Here is a 15,542-nt window from a genome sequence, read left to right on the forward strand (position 1 = left end):
TGCGCTCCAGCGCCTGTCGGAAGGCCGGTGGAAGCTCGCTGCCCATCTGCAGGCGGCCGCCGTCCTGGCGCAGGATGTCCATTTTCGCCAGCCATTCTTCGAATTCTGGCGCCGGCCTGAGCCCTAGGCTCTGGCGCAGGTAGAGGGCATCGTGAAAGGAGGTGGTCTGGTAGTTGAGCATTACGTCGTCCGAGCCGGGGATGCCCATGATGAAGTTGATGCCGGCAGTGCCGAGCAGGGTCAGCAGCACGTCCATATCGTCCTGATCGGCTTCGGCGTGGTTGGTGTAGCAAATGTCGCAGCCCATGGGCACGCCGAGCAGCTTGGCGCAGAAGTGATCTTCCAGCCCGGCGCGGATGATCTGCTTGCCGTTATAGAGATATTCCGGGCCGATGAACCCGACCACGGTATTGACCAGCAGCGGCTTGAATTTGCGCGCCACGGCATAGGCACGCGCCTCGCACGTCTGCTGGTCGACGCCATGGTGCGCGTTGGCCGACAAGGCGCTGCCCTGGCCGGTTTCGAAGTACATCAGGTTGTCGCCCACAGTGCCGCGCTTCTGCGACAGGCCGGCCTCGTAGCCTTCCCGTAGTACCGCCAGATTGATGCCGAAACTGCTGTTAGCCGCCTCGGTGCCGGCGATGGACTGGAACACCAGATCCAGCGGCGCACCGCGGTTGATCGCTTCGATGGAGGTGGTGACGTGGGTGAGGATGCAGCCCTGAGTCGGGATTTCGTAGCGCTGGATGATGGCGTCGAGCATCTTCAACAGTTCGCAGATGCCGCTGGTGCTGTCGGTGGCGGGGTTGATGCCGATCACCGCGTCGCCGTTGCCGTAGAGCAGGCCGTCGACGATGCTCGCGGCGATGCCGGCGGCCTCGTCGGTCGGGTGGTTGGGCTGCAGGCGGGTAGACATGCGCCCGCGCAGGCCGATGGTGTTGCGGAATCGGCTGACGACCCGGACCTTCTGCGCCACCAGAATCAAGTCCTGCACGCGCATGATCTTCGACACCGCGGCGACCATTTCTGGCGTCAGCCCCGGCGACAGCGCCTTCAGCGAGGCTTCATCTGCGTCGTTACCCAGCAACCAGTTGCGGAAATCGCCCACGGTCAGGTGGCTGACCGGGGCGAAGGCGTTGGCGTCGTGACTGTCGATGATCAGGCGGGTGACTTCATCGGTTTCGTAAGGGATCAGCGCTTCGTCGAGGAAGCGCTTGAGCGGGATCTGCGCCAGGCACATCTGTGCGGCGACGCGCTCGGCGTCGCTGCCCGCCGCGACTTCGGCGAGGAAGTCGCCGGAGCGCGCCGGGCTGGCTTTGGCCATCACCTCGCGCAAGCTGTCGAAGCGCCAGTTGGTGCCGCCTACGCTATGCGCATATCCCGCCATGTCGCCCCCTTGTGTGTGCGATGCCTTATTTGTGCAGTGCCGCTTCGGCGTTCTCGATCGCTGCGAACTCTTCTTCCGGCGTGCCAGCCACCAGATGGTGCCGGCTGTAGAAGGCGAAGTAGGCGATGAAGATCCCGTAGATCACCACGGCGGCGATCACCACCCGCGGGTCGACCAGGAAGCCCGCCACCACCGCGATGCAGGCCAGCACCAGCGCGACGCCCGAGGTCAGCACACCGCCGGGCGTCTTGTACGGGCGATGCATATCCGGGCGACGCATGCGTAGGACGATATGCGAGGCCATCATCAGCACGTAGGAGATGGTCGCACCGAACACCGCGACGAGAATCAGCAGGTCGCCCTGGCCGGTCAGCGAGAGCAGGAAGCCGATGATGCCCGGAATAACCAGTGCCATGACCGGCGCCTTGTTCTTGTTGGTCAGCGACAGTTTGCGCGGCAGGTAGCCGGCCCGCGACAGCGCGAAGATCTGCCGCGAGTAGGCGTAGATGATCGAGAAGAAGCTGGCAATCAGCCCGGCCAGCCCGACCAGATTGACGAAGCCGCTCATCCAGGTGGACGAGCCATAGGCGGTGGTAAGCGCTTCGACCAGCGGGTTGCCGGACTCGACCAGTGTGCTGGAACCCGCACCACCGGGGCCGACCAGCAGGATCAGCCCGGCAAAGGCCACCAGAATCAGCATGGCGCCGATCAGCCCGCGCGGCATATCGCGCTGTGGATCCTTGGTTTCCTCGGCGGCCAGCGGCACGCCTTCGACCGCGAGGAAGAACCAGATCGCGTAGGGAATCGCCGCCCAGATACCCACGTAGCCATAGGGCAGGAAGTTACTGGCGCCAGCGGCGGTGGTCGGCGCGATGTCGAGCAGCTTGTCCACCGAGAAGTGCGGCACCATCGCGACGATGAACACGCCCAGCGCCAGCGCCGCGATCGCGGTAATGATGAACATCAGCTTCAACGCCTCGCCGACACCAAATATGTGGATGCCGATGAAGATAATGTAGAACGCGAGGTAAATCGCCCAGCCACCAATACCGAACAGTGACTCGCAGTAAGCGCCGATAAACACGGCGATGGCCGCCGGCGCGATGGCGTATTCGATGAGGATCGCCGTGCCAGTGAGAAACCCGCCTAATGGGCCGAAGGCGCTACGGGCGAAGCCATAGCCGCCGCCCGCAGTGGGGATCATCGAAGACAGCTCGGCCAGCGAAAAGCACATGCACAGGTACATGGTCGCCATCAGCAGCGTGGCGATGAACAGCCCGCCCCAGCCACCCTGGGCGAGCCCGAAGTTCCAGCCGGCATAGTCGCCGGAAATGACGTAAGCAACGCCCAGGCCCACCAGCAGCACCCAACCGGCGGCGCCTTTCTTCAGTTCGCGTTCCTTGAAATAGGTGCTGCCAACTGTTTCGAAATCGATGGCGTGATTTGGAGGTGTCGCACTGCTGTGTTCGAGAGCCATGGGAATCATCCTCTGATGGGGTCGGGTACGGCAGGATCGTTAAAGCAAGCGCTGTGCCTGCAGCATGCTTTCGCTCTGCTGCGCCTTATCGCAGGCACCGCCGCACCAGCCCGGCGCGCATGGCGTCGGGCTGGCACCTTGTCGGAGCGTTACAGCGAACGGGCTAGAAGAACCCCAGAGGATTGATGTCGTAGCTGATCAGCAAATTCTTCGTTTGCTGGTAGCTGTCGAGGATCATCTTGTGCGTCTCGCGACCGACGCCGGACTTCTTGTAGCCACCGAAGGCCGCATGGGCCGGGTAAAGGTGGTAGCAGTTGGTCCAGACACGGCCGGCCTTGATCGCCCGGCCCATGCGGTAGGCGCGATTGATGTCGCGTGTCCATACGCCTGCACCCAGGCCGTACTCGGTGTCGTTGGCGATGGCCAGGGCTTCGGCTTCGTCCTTGAAGGTGGTCACGCCGATCACCGGGCCGAAGATTTCCTCTTGGAACACACGCATCTTGTTCGTGCCCTTGAGCAGCGTCGGCTGGATGTAATAACCGGTGGCGAGCGAGCCTTCGAGCTTCTCCACACCGCCGCCAGTGAGTACTTCGGCCCCTTCTTGCTTGGCGATTTCCAGGTAGGACATGATCTTGTCGAACTGCTGCTGGCTGGCCTGTGCGCCGACCATGGTGTCGGTGTCCAGCGGATCGCCGCGCTTGATCTGCGAAACCTTCTTCATCACCGCTTCCATGAACGGCCCGTAGATCGACTCCTGCACCAGCGCCCGCGACGGACAGGTGCAGACTTCGCCCTGGTTGAAGAAGCCCAGCACCAGGCCTTCGGCGGCCTTCTCGATAAAGGTCGGCTCGGCCTGCATGATGTCTTCGAAGTAGATGTTCGGGCTTTTGCCACCCAGCTCGACGGTGCTCGGGATGATGCTCTCGGCGGCGCGCTTCATGATGTGCGAGCCCACCGGGGTCGAGCCGGTGAAAGCGATCTTGGCGATGCGCTTGCTGCTGGCCAAGGCCTCGCCGGCTTCACGGCCGTAGCCTTGCACGACGTTGAGCACGCCCGGCGGTAGCAGGTCACCGATCACCTCCATCAAAACGGCGATCCCCAGCGGCGTCTGCTCAGCGGGTTTCAGCACCACGCAATTGCCCGCCGCCAGAGCCGGCGCAAGCTTCCAGGCGGCCATCAGGATCGGGAAGTTCCACGGGATGATCTGTCCGACTACGCCCAGTGGCTCGTGGAAATGATAGGACGCGGTGTTTTCATCGATCTCGGCGCTGGTGCCTTCCTGGGCGCGGATGCACCCGGCGAAGTAACGGAAGTGGTCGGCGGCCAGCGGGATGTCAGCGTTCAACGTCTCGCGCACGGCTTTGCCGTTGTCCCAGGTTTCGGTGATGGCGAGCATCTCGAGGTTCTGCTCGATGCGATCGGCAATCTGCAGCAGGACCAGCGAGCGCGCCTGCGCGCTGGTTTTGCCCCAGGCATCGGCAGCGGCATGGGCGGCGTCCAGGGCCTTTTCGATATCCGCCGCGTCGGAACGGGGGAATTCGGCGATGGGTTGACCGTTGACCGGGGAAAGGTTGGTGAAATACTGGCCGTTGACCGGCTCGACGAACTCGCCGCCGATGAAGTTGCCGTAGCGGGACTTGAAGGAAACGACAGCGCCTTCGCTGCCGGGATGGGCGTAACGCATGGTGAGTCTCCGGGACTTGTAATTGTGTGGGACTACTGTGATTCAGCGTAGAACAAAGCCCGTTCGTCGGTTGGCGAGGCGACGTGCGGTGCGGGGTTTCGCGGGCGGGTGCTGTGCTAATCTGCGCCGCAGTTTTCGGCGCCGATACAGCGCGGCTGTGCCGCCTGGCCCCATGGGTTTGGCGTAGCGCTTTTCAGAGGTCATTCATGCATATTCATATTCTCGGCATCTGCGGCACCTTCATGGGTTCGCTGGCGGTGCTGGCCAAGGAACTGGGCCACCGCGTCACTGGCTCCGACGCCAACGTCTATCCCCCGATGAGCACCCAGCTGGAAGCCCAGGGTATCGAGCTGACCCAAGGCTACGAGCCCAGCCAGCTCGAACCGGCACCGGATCTGGTAGTGATCGGCAATGCGTTGTCGCGTGGCAACCCAGCGGTGGAGTACGTGCTGAACAAGGGGCTGCCCTACGTGTCCGGTCCGCAGTGGTTGGCCGATCACGTGTTGCAGGGGCGTTGGGTATTGGCCGCTGCCGGCACCCATGGCAAGACCACCACCAGCAGCATGCTCGCCTGGGTGCTGGAGCATGCCGGCATGAGCCCGGGCTTTCTCATCGGCGGTGTGCCGCAGAACTTCGGTATCTCGGCGCGGCTGGGCGGCACCCCGTTCTTCGTGGTCGAGGCGGATGAATACGACAGTGCCTTCTTCGACAAGCGCAGCAAGTTCGTCCATTACCGTCCGCGCACGGCGATCCTCAACAATCTGGAATTCGACCACGCCGATATTTTCCCGGACCTCGCCGCGATCGAAAGGCAGTTCCACCATCTGGTGCGAACCGTGCCGAGCGAAGGGCTGGTCATTCATCCCGAGTCAGAAGCAGCGCTAAAACGGGTGGTCGGCATGGGGTGCTGGACGCCAGTGCAGACAACCGGCGAAGGTGGGCAATGGCAGGCCAAGCTGCTCAGCGCCGACGGCTCGCGTTTCGAGGTCATCTTCGACGGTGCCGTGCAGGGCGTGGTGGACTGGGAGCTGACCGGCCAGCACAACGTCAACAATGCCTTGGCCACACTTGCGGCAGCCCGGCATGTCGGCGTATTGCCCAAGCAGGGCGCCGAGGCGCTGAGCGAGTTCTTGAGCGTCAAGCGGCGCATGGAAAAGGTCGCCGAGGTCAATGGCGTCATCATCTACGATGACTTCGCCCATCACCCGACCGCTATCGCCACGACCCTCGATGGCCTGCGCAAGCGGGTGGGCGATACGCCGATCATTGCCGTGATCGAGCCGCGTTCCAACTCCATGAAGCTTGGTGCTCACCGCGAAGGCCTGGCCGATTCGGTGGTATTGGCCGATCGGGCGATCTGGTACGCGCCGCCGAACCTCGGCTGGGATCTGGCCGCTACCGTGGCCGGCTCGCCGGTCGAGACGACCGTCTGCGATTCGCTGGACGCGATCATCGCCAAGGTGAAAGCCGACGCCAAACCGGGTACGCAGGTGGTGGTGATGAGCAATGGCGGTTTTGGTGGGCTGCACGTCAAGCTGGCCGCCGCTTTGAGCTGATCGCTCAAGGTGGAAAACGCTTCGCGGTTTTCCACCCTACGGTGACCGTGGGTAGGGTGGAAATCGCCGAAGGCATTTCCACGCGCAGGACAGGTAGGGTGGGCTTCAGCCCACCGGAACACGACCAGGCGGCAAAGGGAACAGATATATGAACGGACCGGAACGCATCACTCTGGCCATGACCGGCGCCTCCGGCGCGCAGTACGGCCTGCGCCTGCTCGACTGCCTGATTCAGGAAGACCGCGAGGTGCACTTCCTGATCTCCAAGGCCGCGCAGCTGGTGATGGCCACTGAGACCGATGTTGTGCTGCCGGCCAAGCCGCAGGCCATGCAGTCGTTCCTGTCCGAATACACCGGCGCGGCGGCGGGGCAGATCCGTGTGTTCGCCAAGGAAGACTGGATGGCACCCCCGGCTTCGGGCTCCGGCGCGCCGACCGCGATGGTGGTAGTGCCCTGCTCCACTGGCACCCTGTCGGCCATCGCCACCGGCGCCAGCAACAATCTGATCGAGCGCGCGGCAGACGTTGCGTTGAAAGAGCGTCGCCAACTGATCCTGGTCCCGCGTGAAGCGCCGTATTCGAGCATCCATCTGGAGAACATGCTCAAGCTGTCCAATCTCGGCGCAGTCATCCTGCCGGCCTCGCCGGGCTTCTATCATCAACCGCAAACCCTCGATGATCTGGTCGATTTCGTCGTCGCGCGTATCCTCAACCTGCTCAACATCCCGCAGGACATGTTGCCGCGCTGGGGCGAACACCATATCGTCAGCGACGACTGATCCTAGCCGCGCCTGCGTTCGACAATCACCGAGGAGGCGCACATGAAGGGATCGGCCATACGACTCGGCGCCACACTGGCGCTCGTCCTGCTGCTCTCCGGTTGCGCCACGGTGCGCACCCTCGACGCCGCCAAGCCCGGCGCGCCCATCGTCTATTCGGGCACTCGGCTGGACTGGTACAGCCTCAACGGCGGTTGCTGCCCGCTGGACCGCTTCGGGGCCAAAGCGCCGAAATATGCGGCCCTCGACCTGCCTGCCAGCGTTTTGCTGGACACCCTGCTACTGCCGCTCTCGCTCGCGGCCGCGCTTGGGCTGGGGATCAACGTACAAGGCGGTCTCTAACCCCTCGGTTCAATGCGCTTGCCCTCGTGACGAGGCTCGTTTGCCGATAAGTATTGGTTATCGCGCGATCAGCAGCTGTCACTAGGCAGCGCTCGCGGTGCTTCTTAGAGTGGCCGGCACCCAGAACAATAAAAGCGAGGAAAGACGATGAGGCGTTGCCTGATCGCGAATCCCGAGCGTGGCGCGCAGACGCCCGACATTCTCTATTCATATGATCAGAAGGCTGGCCTGCTGGGTCATCCGACGGTTGGCGGAATCAACAACCGCCGTTCGGCACGACAGGGTGCCTTTCCTGTAACCGCCCATGAAAGCTGTATTCGCTTCGTCAGGTTGACTCCGTGGCGTGGCGCCGGCCGCTTGCCCGCTCAATCGTTCGGGCGATTTCGATGTGAGAGTTGCCAACTGCATTTGACAGCCAATCATATGATGATAGGGTTCAGTAGACCCAAGGGCAGTCGCACAGAGGCTCGCATGTCGAACAACTATCACAGCGCAACGGTGGAATGGCTGGGTTCCTGGATCGCGTCGGGTAAGGTTCAACCTGGCGAGACACTCAAGGTCGAAGCCGGTCTCTGCGAAGAGCTGGGCGTCAGCCGCACCGTGATCCGCGAGGCGATCAAGACGCTGGTGGCCAAGGGCATGCTCGACGTCGGGCCGAAGGTGGGCACACGAGTGACGCCGGTGCGTTCTTGGAATCTGTTCGACGTCCAGGTCGTAGGCTGGTTGGCTGAGAACGGCCTGCCGGAAAGTTTCGTGATGGACCTGATCGATCTGCGCCGAACCATCGAACCGACCGCCGTGCGCTGGGCATGTGAACGCGCGACGCCGAAGCAGATTGCTGAAATCCAGGCTGCCTATCAGGCGCTTGCCGCGTCCCTGGGCGACAAGGACGACTACAACCGCGCCGACAAGCTCTTCCACGAGGCGGTGCTTGCTGCCAGCCACAACCAATTCATCGAACGCATGGTGCCCGCGCTGGGCGCCTTGCTGGCGGTGTCCTTCGAAGTGTCATCGACGGTGCCTGACGAACTCGGCCTGACCCTGCCGCTGCACAAGGAAATTGCCGACGCCATCGCCAGCCGCGATGGCGCGCGCGGGGTCTGGGCGTGCATGACGCTGATCGAGCGTGCGGCCCTGACCATTTCACGTCATTACCCCGAGCTGGTCGTATTACGCGGCGAGCAGACTGCGCCATAAAAACAATGAAAGCGGAGTGCGACCATGCAATGGCTGCCCATCTCGCAACAACGTTACCTGCTGGCCGAGGGCCCTTTCTGGGATGTCCGGCAGCAGACGCTCTATTGGGTCGATATCATCGGCCGACTGGCCTGCCGGCTGGGCCCGGACGGCTACCGCCAGTGGCAGCTGGCCGAGCCGGTCTCGACGTTCATTCCCTGCCGGCGTGGCGACGCGCTGGTGACGCTGGCCAGCGGTGTCTACCGCCTCGACCTCCACGCCGCTGACGACGAGTCTGCGCTCAAGCGCTTCTGCATCGCCGACGGTACGCCCGGCAACCGCGCCAACGAAGCGCGCTGCGATGCCCAGGGGCGGCTCTGGCTCGGCACCATGCAGAACAACATCGATGAGGATGGCGGCGACCTGCCTATCACCCGGCGTTCCGGTGGTCTGTTTCGAGTCGATCCGGATGGTTCGGTCACGCAGCTGCTCAGCGATCTGGGCATCGTCAATACGCTGCTGTGGAACGAGGTGGGTGATCGCGTCATCTGCGGCGACACGCTGGACGAATCGCTGTACAGCCACCGCGTCGCTGACGACGGGCAGCTGATCGACCGAGACACCTGGGCCGGCCCGCATCCGCGTGGAGTTCCCGACGGCTCGGCCATGGATGCCGAGGGCTACGTCTGGAATGCACGCTGGGGTGGTCATTGCCTGCTGCGTTTCGCGCCGGATGGCTGCCTGGATCGCATCGTCGAATTGCCCGTCAGTCACCCCACCAGCTGCGTATTCGGCGGGCCCGACCTGACCCATTTGTATGTCACCTCCGCCAGGACGGGCGAGGCGTCGACTGAACTGGACGGCGCCGTGCTGATGGCTGATGTCGGTATCACCGGCACGCCTTGTACACGTTTCGCCGGTTGATCTGTTTATCCGGCCGCACTGTGGCCACTTAACTGCTTAGGAGTTGTTCACATGGCCTCACCGCTTTCATTGCCACCGACACCCGAACCCCAACGCGGCGAGCGCCTGAAAGGCAAGGTCGTGGTCGTCACCGGTGGTGCTCAGGGCATCGGCGAGGCGATCGTGGCCTGCTTCCAGGCGCAGCAGGCCAAGGTCGTGATCGGTGATATCCAGGGTGAGAAGGCCGAGCGGGTCGCCGCTGGCTGGCGAGCGCGAGGCGGTGAGGTGCGTGCCCTGAAGACCGACGTCACCCAGCCGGCGGAGCTGGAGGCGCTGGTTGGTCTGGCGCTCGAGCACTACGGCCAGGTCGATGTGCTGGTCAATTGCGCAGGCGTCAACGTATTTCGCGATCCGCTGGAAATGACCGAAGAGGACTGGCGGCGTTGCTTCGCCATCGATCTGGACGGCGTCTGGTTCGGTTGCAAGGCGGCGTTGCCACATATGGTGCAACGCGGCATCGGCAACATCATCAATATCGCCTCGGTTCACTCGACCAACATCATTCCCGGCTGCTTTCCATACCCCGTCGCCAAGCACGGCCTGCTCGGGCTGACTCGCGCACTGGGCATCGAATATGCGCCCAAGGGCATCCGCGTCAACGCCATCGCGCCGGGCTACATCGAGACGCAGCTCAACGTCGATTACTGGAACGATTTCGCTGACCCCCACGCCGAGCGCCAGCGCGCCTTCGACATGCATCCGCCGCGGCGCATCGGCCAGCCGATCGAGGTGGCGATGACCGCGCTGTTCCTCGCCACCGACGAGGCGCCTTTCATCAACGCCGCCTGCATCACCATCGATGGTGGACGCTCGGTGCTCTACCACGATTGACAAGGGTTCGTTTCAAAGGGGCCGGCAGTGCCCCCAGCGGCAAGCCGCCAGCAAGGCATCCGGTGGTGACGTGTCAGGGGGATGAGCTCTGACGAATCAACAAAAAGCTATTCAATAAGAACAATGGAGGTAGCTATGTTCCGGTCTTTCGGAATCCGTTCGCTTTGCTGTGCCGCGCTGACTGTTGGCGCGATGAGTTTCGCCGGTGCGACTCTGGCCGAAGACGAGGTCAAGATCGGCTTTCTGGTCAAGCAACCCGAAGAGCCCTGGTTTCAGACCGAGTGGGCCTTCGCCGAGAAGGCCGCCAAGGAGCATGGGTTCACCCTGCTGAAAATCGCCGTGCCGGATGGCGAGAAAACGCTGGCCGCCATCGACAGCCTGGCGGCCAATGGCGCTAAGGGCTTTGTCATCTGCACCCCCGACGTTGCGCTCGGCCCGGCCATCGTTGCCAAATCCAAGTTCAACGACCTCAAGGTCATGGCTGTCGACGATCGCTTCGTCGATGCCAAGGGCCAGCCCATGGAAGAGGTGCCGTATCTTGGTATGGCCGCTTTTGAAGTGGGCCAGAAGCAGGGCGCGGCCATGGCTGAAGAAGCCAAGAAGCGCGGCTGGGACTGGAACGACACTTATGCGGTGATCAACACCTACAACGAACTCGACACCGGCAAGAAGCGTACTGACGGTTCCGTCGATGCGTTGAAGAAGGCTGGCTTCCCCGAAGACCACATCTTCTACACCCCGCAGAAAACCCTCGACGTGCCGGGCAGCATGAACGCCACGACCTCGGCGCTGGTGAAGCTGCCGCGTGGTGCGAAGCACCTGATCATCGGTGGCATGAACGATAACACCGTGCTGGGCGGCGTAAGGGCCACCGAAAGCGCGGGGTTCAGCGCCGAGAACGTGATCGGCATCGGCATCAACGGCACCGACGCCATCGGTGAGCTGAAGAAGGACAACAGTGGCTTCTACGGCTCGATGCTGCCCAGCCCGCACATCGAAGGCTATGAAACCGCGCGGATGATGTACGAGTGGGTCACCACCGGCAAAGAACCACCCAAGTACACCGCGATGGACGAAGTCACCCTGATTACCCGCGAGAACTTCCAGGAAGAGCTGGAAAAGATCGGTCTCTGGAAATAAGCCGGTCCATTCGCGGGCGGCCTGATCTCAGGTCGATTTCAGTATCGAACTCGTCCAGTCGAACGGGCGAGGGTGGAGACGCTCCATGCTTCAACAAGTCAATTCGGGCGACAGCCTGCGTTTCAACGGCATCGGTAAGAACTTCCCCGGCGTGCGTGCGCTGTCGGAAATCAGCTTCGAAGCCCGGCCCGGCACCGTTCACGCCCTGATGGGTGAGAACGGCGCCGGGAAGTCGACGCTGCTGAAAATTCTCGGCGGCGCCTATCAGCCGAGCAGCGGTGATCTGCAGATCGGGGCGCGCACACTGGCATTTCGATCCGCCGGGGAAAGCATCGCCAGCGGTGTCGCGGTGATCCACCAGGAGCTGCATCTGGTGCCGGAAATGAGCGTGGCCGAAAACCTGATGCTCGGGCACATGCCTTCGCGCTTCGGGCTGGTGAATCGGAGGGCGATGCTGCGTCAGGCGCATGAACTGCTCAAGGGACTGGCTGACGAGATCGATCCGTCTGCACGCCTGGGCAGCCTGTCGCTGGGGCAGCGTCAACTGGTGGAAATCGCCAAGGCGATGTCGCGCAACGCCCATGTGATCGCCTTCGACGAGCCAACCAGCAGCCTCTCGGCGCGGGAAATCGAGCGGCTGATGACGATCATCGGCCGGCTGCGGGACGAGGGGCGAGTGGTGCTTTACGTCTCGCACCGGATGGAAGAGATCTTCCGTATCTGCGACGCGGTCACGGTGTTCAAGGACGGCCGCTTCGTCTGCACCTTCGACGATATGAGCGAGCTGACCCATGACGCGCTGGTGACCTGCATGGTCGGGCGCGATATCCAGGACATCTACAACTACCGCCCGCGCGAGCAGCAAGGCGAGGCCTTGCGCGTCGAAGGGCTGCTCGGCCACGGTTTGCAGGAGCCGGTGAGTTTCTCGATCAGCCGTGGCGAGGTACTCGGCTTCTTCGGTCTGGTCGGTGCCGGGCGTACCGAACTGCTGCGCCTTCTCGCCGGGTTGGCCCCGCACAAGGCCGGTACGGTGCAGCTCGATGGCCAGCCCTTGCAACTGAAGTCGGCACGCGACGCCATCGCTTCGGGGATTCTGCTCTGTCCCGAAGATCGCAAGAAGGAAGGCATCGTGCCGCTGGGCAGCGTGGCGGAGAACATCAACATCGGTGCGCGTGGCCGCAACGCCCGTCTCGGCTGTCTGGTGCAGGGCCGCTGGGAGCGCGAGAACGCCGACCGGCAGATCCGCGCCCTGAATATCAAGACCCCGTCGGCGGACCAGCAGATCGTTTTTCTCTCTGGCGGCAACCAGCAGAAGGTGATTCTCGGGCGCTGGCTGTCGATGCCAATGAAGGTGCTGCTGCTCGACGAACCCACCCGCGGCATCGACATCGGCGCCAAAGCCGAGATCTACCAGATCATCCATGACCTCGCGGCGAGCGGTATCGCGGTGATCGTCGTCTCCAGCGACCTGATGGAAGTCATCGGCATATCCGATCGCATCCTGGTGATGAGCGAGGGCGCGATCACCGGTGAAGTCACCCGCGACCAGGCTGAAGAATCCCGCCTGCTGCAACTGGCACTTCCGCGCTCGCGCGGCTGAACAACCATGAAGAGGTGCTCTATGTCTGCTCAACAAAACGCTCTGGCCGCGCCGCGGCAGGGTCTCAACATGCGCCGCTTCCTCGACGACTGGGTCATGGTGTTGGCGGCGCTCGGCATCTTCGCGTTGTCGGCGATCTTCATCGATAACTTTCTCTCGCCGTTGAACATGCGCGGCCTGGGGCTGGCGATCTCGACCGTGGGCATCGCCGCCTGCACCATGCTGTTCTGCCTGGCGTCCGGGCACTTCGACCTCTCGGTCGGCTCGGTGATTGCCTGCGCCGGAGTTGTGGCGGCTGTGGTGATGCGCGATACCGAGAGTGTTTTCCTCGGTGTCTCGGCGGCGCTGGCGATGGGGTTGGCGGTCGGGCTGATCAACGGCATCGTGATCGCCAAGCTGCGCATCAATGCCTTGATCGCCACGCTGGCGACGATGCAGATCGTGCGCGGGCTGGCCTATATCTTCTCCAACGGCAAGGCCGTGGGGGTGATGCAGGAGGACTTTTTCCTGTTCGGCAATGGCAGTCTGTTCGGCGTACCGGTGCCCATCCTGATCACTGTCGTCTGCTTCGCCTTCTTCGGTTGGCTGCTCAACTACACGACCTATGGTCGCAATACCATGGCCATCGGCGGCAATCAGGAAGCGGCGCTGCTGGCTGGGGTCCATGTCGATCGTACCAAGATCATCATCTTTGCCGTGCATGGCCTGATCGGCGCGCTGGCCGGTGTGGTATTGGCGTCGCGGATGACCTCGGGGCAACCGATGATCGGCCAGGGCTTCGAGCTGACGGTGATTTCAGCCTGTGTACTCGGGGGCGTCTCGCTCAGCGGCGGCATCGGCATGATCCGCCACGTGATCGCCGGGGTGCTGATTCTGGCGATTATCGAGAACGCGATGAACCTGAAGAATATCGACACCTTCTACCAGTACGTCATCCGCGGCACGATTCTGTTGCTGGCGGTGATCATCGATCGGCTGAAGCAGCGCTGATCCCAATCGCGCCGCGTGTCGGCGCGCTGGAGAAATCCCGTGGATACACACCTGATCGCCCTGGATTGGGGCACCAGTTCGCTGCGCGCTTATCGGCTCGGTGCGGCCGGCGAAACGCTGGAAGTGCGCGGCTTGCCACTGGGTGTCATGCAGCTCGATGGCTGCGAGGCCGACTTCGAGCGCGCACTGGAGCAGGCGTGTGGTGACTGGCAGAGCGCCGCGCCCCAAGCCCCGATGATTGCCTGCGGCATGGTTGGCAGCGCCCAGGGCTGGCGTGAAGCCCGCTATATCGAAGCGCCGCTGCGTGCTGATGAACTGACATTGCTGCCCATCGAGCGCTCGCACGGAATGCCGCTATGGTTGGTGCCCGGCGTGATTCAGCGCGGCGGCGTGCCTAACGTGATGCGTGGCGAAGAAACCCAGGTGTTCGGCCTGCTCGATGGCGATGACAGTCAGCTTGCGCCATTGCTGATCGGCCTACCGGGTAGCCACAGCAAATGGGTCACGGTGGAAGGTGGGCAGCTCAGCCGATTCCAGACCTTCATGACCGGCGAGGTCTATCAGGCGTTGCTCGGCCATACGATTCTCGGGCGCACCGCGGTGACCAGCGACAGCTTCAATGCCGCGGCTTTCGAGCGTGGCCTTCGCGTCGCAAGGTCGAGCGAAGGGCAGGCCGGCCCGCTTTCGACGATTTTCAGCAGCCGCACGCTGGTGCTAACCGGCGAGCTCAGCGGCGCAGCCCAGGCCGATTACCTGTCCGGGCTGTTGATAGGGCACGAGCTGGCCGCCATGAGCGCGATGCTGCAGGTGCCGCCATCGCAGTCCATCGTCCTGATCGGCAATTCGACCCTGTGTGCTCGCTACCTTTGGGCGCTCGAGCATTGCGGCTTCGAGTCGTTGCGCTTCGCGCCCGAGGCCACGGCCGCCGGGCTCTGGAAGATTGCCGCCGGCGCCGGCCTGGTCGCCACCGATACTGCAGGAGAGTCAGATGTTTCACCGCACGCTTGCCATTAACGGGCTGGTCGCGATCCTCCGAGGCCTGCGCCCCGAGGAGGCCGAGTCGGTCGGCAGCGCGCTCTATGCCGTCGGTATAAGGATCATCGAGGTACCGCTCAATTCGCCGCAGCCGCTGCGCAGCATCGAAATCCTGCGCCGGACCTTGCCCGACGATTGCCTGGTTGGCGCCGGTACGGTGCTTTCAACGCAGCAGGTGCAAGCGGTGAAGGAAGCCGGCGGGCAGCTGATCGTCATGCCGCATTGCGACGCCCAGGTGCTGCACGCTGCTAAGGCCGCGGGTCTTTATCTCGCACCTGGCGTCGCCACGCCCAGCGAAGCCTTCGCGGCACTGGCGGCGGGTGCCGACGCGCTCAAATTGTTCCCCGCCGAGCAGGTCGGTATCGGCGCGATGAGAGCCTGGCTGGCCGTGCTGCCGACCGGTACGGCGCTGCTGCCGGTGGGCGGCATCACGCCGGAGAACATGGCGCCTTACCTGCGGGCCGGGGCGGCCGGCTTCGGTCTTGGCTCGGCACTTTATTCGCCGGGATTGTCCGCCGACGAGGTGGGTCGCCGGGCGCACGCCTTCATTCTGGCCCGCCACGCGGCGATGGCCTGACCACTT

14 protein-coding genes are annotated in these 15,542 nt (G+C 63.3%); 11 read left to right on the forward strand and 3 right to left on the reverse strand.

Translation table 11 applies throughout. The features are described from left to right. The 3 genes from UF78_RS03855 to exaC form a co-directional block, all read right to left on the reverse strand. Positions 1-1,387: ethanolamine ammonia-lyase subunit EutB (locus UF78_RS03855; RefSeq protein ID WP_045160720.1), on the reverse strand; the 1,387-nt coding region annotated here is incomplete at its 3' end. A 25-nt stretch (positions 1,388-1,412) separates the two neighbouring features. After that, positions 1,413-2,864: an ethanolamine permease gene (gene eat, locus UF78_RS03860; protein WP_045160721.1), complete on the reverse strand. Its 1,452-nt coding sequence runs from the start codon at positions 2,862-2,864 to the stop codon at positions 1,413-1,415. A 163-nt stretch (positions 2,865-3,027) separates the two neighbouring features. Further along, positions 3,028-4,548 (reverse strand): acetaldehyde dehydrogenase ExaC, encoded by a 1,521-nt coding sequence (exaC, locus tag UF78_RS03865; RefSeq protein ID WP_045160722.1) that lies wholly within the window; start codon positions 4,546-4,548, stop codon positions 3,028-3,030. A 206-nt stretch (positions 4,549-4,754) separates the two neighbouring features. On the opposite strand from exaC, the gene mpl reads away from it, so the two are divergent. The 11 genes from mpl (at position 4,755) to UF78_RS03920 (ending at position 15,536) form a co-directional block, all read left to right on the forward strand. After that, positions 4,755-6,104: a UDP-N-acetylmuramate:L-alanyl-gamma-D-glutamyl-meso-diaminopimelate ligase gene (mpl, locus tag UF78_RS03870; protein WP_045160723.1), complete on the forward strand. Its 1,350-nt coding sequence runs from the start codon at positions 4,755-4,757 to the stop codon at positions 6,102-6,104. Positions 6,105-6,252: 148 nt separating this feature from the next. After that, a complete protein-coding gene (gene ubiX, locus UF78_RS03875) occupies positions 6,253-6,882 on the forward strand; it encodes a flavin prenyltransferase UbiX (protein WP_045160724.1) in 630 nt (209 codons plus the stop codon). Between the two features lie 42 nt (positions 6,883-6,924). Beyond that, on the forward strand, positions 6,925-7,224 hold the full coding sequence (locus tag UF78_RS03880) for a YceK/YidQ family lipoprotein (RefSeq protein ID WP_045160725.1): 300 nt from the start codon (positions 6,925-6,927) through the stop codon (positions 7,222-7,224). A 471-nt stretch (positions 7,225-7,695) separates the two neighbouring features. Next, entirely contained in the window at positions 7,696-8,421 is a 726-nt protein-coding gene (locus tag UF78_RS03885) for a FadR/GntR family transcriptional regulator (protein ID WP_045160726.1), read from the forward strand. Between the two features lie 24 nt (positions 8,422-8,445). Then, the gene (locus UF78_RS03890; protein ID WP_045160727.1) at positions 8,446-9,324 is read left to right on the forward strand and encodes an SMP-30/gluconolactonase/LRE family protein; all 879 of its coding nucleotides are present in this window, start codon (positions 8,446-8,448) and stop codon (positions 9,322-9,324) included. 51 nt (positions 9,325-9,375) lie between these two features. Beyond that, the gene (locus tag UF78_RS03895) at positions 9,376-10,194 is read left to right on the forward strand and encodes an SDR family oxidoreductase (protein ID WP_045160728.1); all 819 of its coding nucleotides are present in this window, start codon (positions 9,376-9,378) and stop codon (positions 10,192-10,194) included. Between the two features lie 135 nt (positions 10,195-10,329). Beyond that, positions 10,330-11,334 carry a substrate-binding domain-containing protein gene (locus UF78_RS03900; RefSeq protein WP_045160729.1) on the forward strand — a complete coding sequence of 335 codons (1,005 nt, stop codon included), beginning with the start codon at positions 10,330-10,332 and terminating at the stop codon, positions 11,332-11,334. Positions 11,335-11,419: 85 nt separating this feature from the next. After that, entirely contained in the window at positions 11,420-12,934 is a 1,515-nt protein-coding gene (gene araG, locus UF78_RS03905) for an L-arabinose ABC transporter ATP-binding protein AraG (RefSeq protein WP_045160730.1), read from the forward strand. A gap of 21 nt (positions 12,935-12,955) precedes the next feature. Further along, positions 12,956-13,924 carry an L-arabinose ABC transporter permease AraH gene (gene araH / locus UF78_RS03910; RefSeq protein ID WP_045160731.1) on the forward strand — a complete coding sequence of 323 codons (969 nt, stop codon included), beginning with the start codon at positions 12,956-12,958 and terminating at the stop codon, positions 13,922-13,924. 39 nt (positions 13,925-13,963) lie between these two features. Further along, positions 13,964-14,938: a 2-dehydro-3-deoxygalactonokinase gene (locus tag UF78_RS03915; protein WP_045160732.1), complete on the forward strand. Its 975-nt coding sequence runs from the start codon at positions 13,964-13,966 to the stop codon at positions 14,936-14,938. Then, on the forward strand, positions 14,913-15,536 hold the full coding sequence (locus UF78_RS03920) for a 2-dehydro-3-deoxy-6-phosphogalactonate aldolase (RefSeq protein WP_045160733.1): 624 nt from the start codon (positions 14,913-14,915) through the stop codon (positions 15,534-15,536). Before UF78_RS03915 ends, UF78_RS03920 begins: the two co-directional genes overlap by 26 nt. Positions 15,537-15,542 lie beyond the last annotated feature (6 nt).

This window comes from Stutzerimonas stutzeri (assembly GCF_000952685.1).
Taxonomy (GTDB): domain Bacteria; phylum Pseudomonadota; class Gammaproteobacteria; order Pseudomonadales; family Pseudomonadaceae; genus Stutzerimonas; species Stutzerimonas stutzeri_E.

Coding starts and splice junctions, on each gene's coding strand:
- UF78_RS03895 (WP_045160728.1), top strand. CDS start 9,376: ATGGCCTCACCGCTTTCATTGCCACCGACACCCGAACCCCAACGCGGC.
- araH (WP_045160731.1), top strand. CDS start 12,956: ATGTCTGCTCAACAAAACGCTCTGGCCGCGCCGCGGCAGGGTCTCAAC.
- UF78_RS03885 (WP_045160726.1), top strand. CDS start 7,696: ATGTCGAACAACTATCACAGCGCAACGGTGGAATGGCTGGGTTCCTGG.
- araG (WP_045160730.1), top strand. CDS start 11,420: ATGCTTCAACAAGTCAATTCGGGCGACAGCCTGCGTTTCAACGGCATC.
- UF78_RS03920 (WP_045160733.1), top strand. CDS start 14,913: ATGTTTCACCGCACGCTTGCCATTAACGGGCTGGTCGCGATCCTCCGA.
- mpl (WP_045160723.1), top strand. CDS start 4,755: ATGCATATTCATATTCTCGGCATCTGCGGCACCTTCATGGGTTCGCTG.
- UF78_RS03900 (WP_045160729.1), top strand. CDS start 10,330: ATGTTCCGGTCTTTCGGAATCCGTTCGCTTTGCTGTGCCGCGCTGACT.
- UF78_RS03880 (WP_045160725.1), top strand. CDS start 6,925: ATGAAGGGATCGGCCATACGACTCGGCGCCACACTGGCGCTCGTCCTG.
- exaC (WP_045160722.1), bottom strand. CDS start 4,548: ATGCGTTACGCCCATCCCGGCAGCGAAGGCGCTGTCGTTTCCTTCAAG.
- eat (WP_045160721.1), bottom strand. CDS start 2,864: ATGGCTCTCGAACACAGCAGTGCGACACCTCCAAATCACGCCATCGAT.
- UF78_RS03890 (WP_045160727.1), top strand. CDS start 8,446: ATGCAATGGCTGCCCATCTCGCAACAACGTTACCTGCTGGCCGAGGGC.
- ubiX (WP_045160724.1), top strand. CDS start 6,253: ATGAACGGACCGGAACGCATCACTCTGGCCATGACCGGCGCCTCCGGC.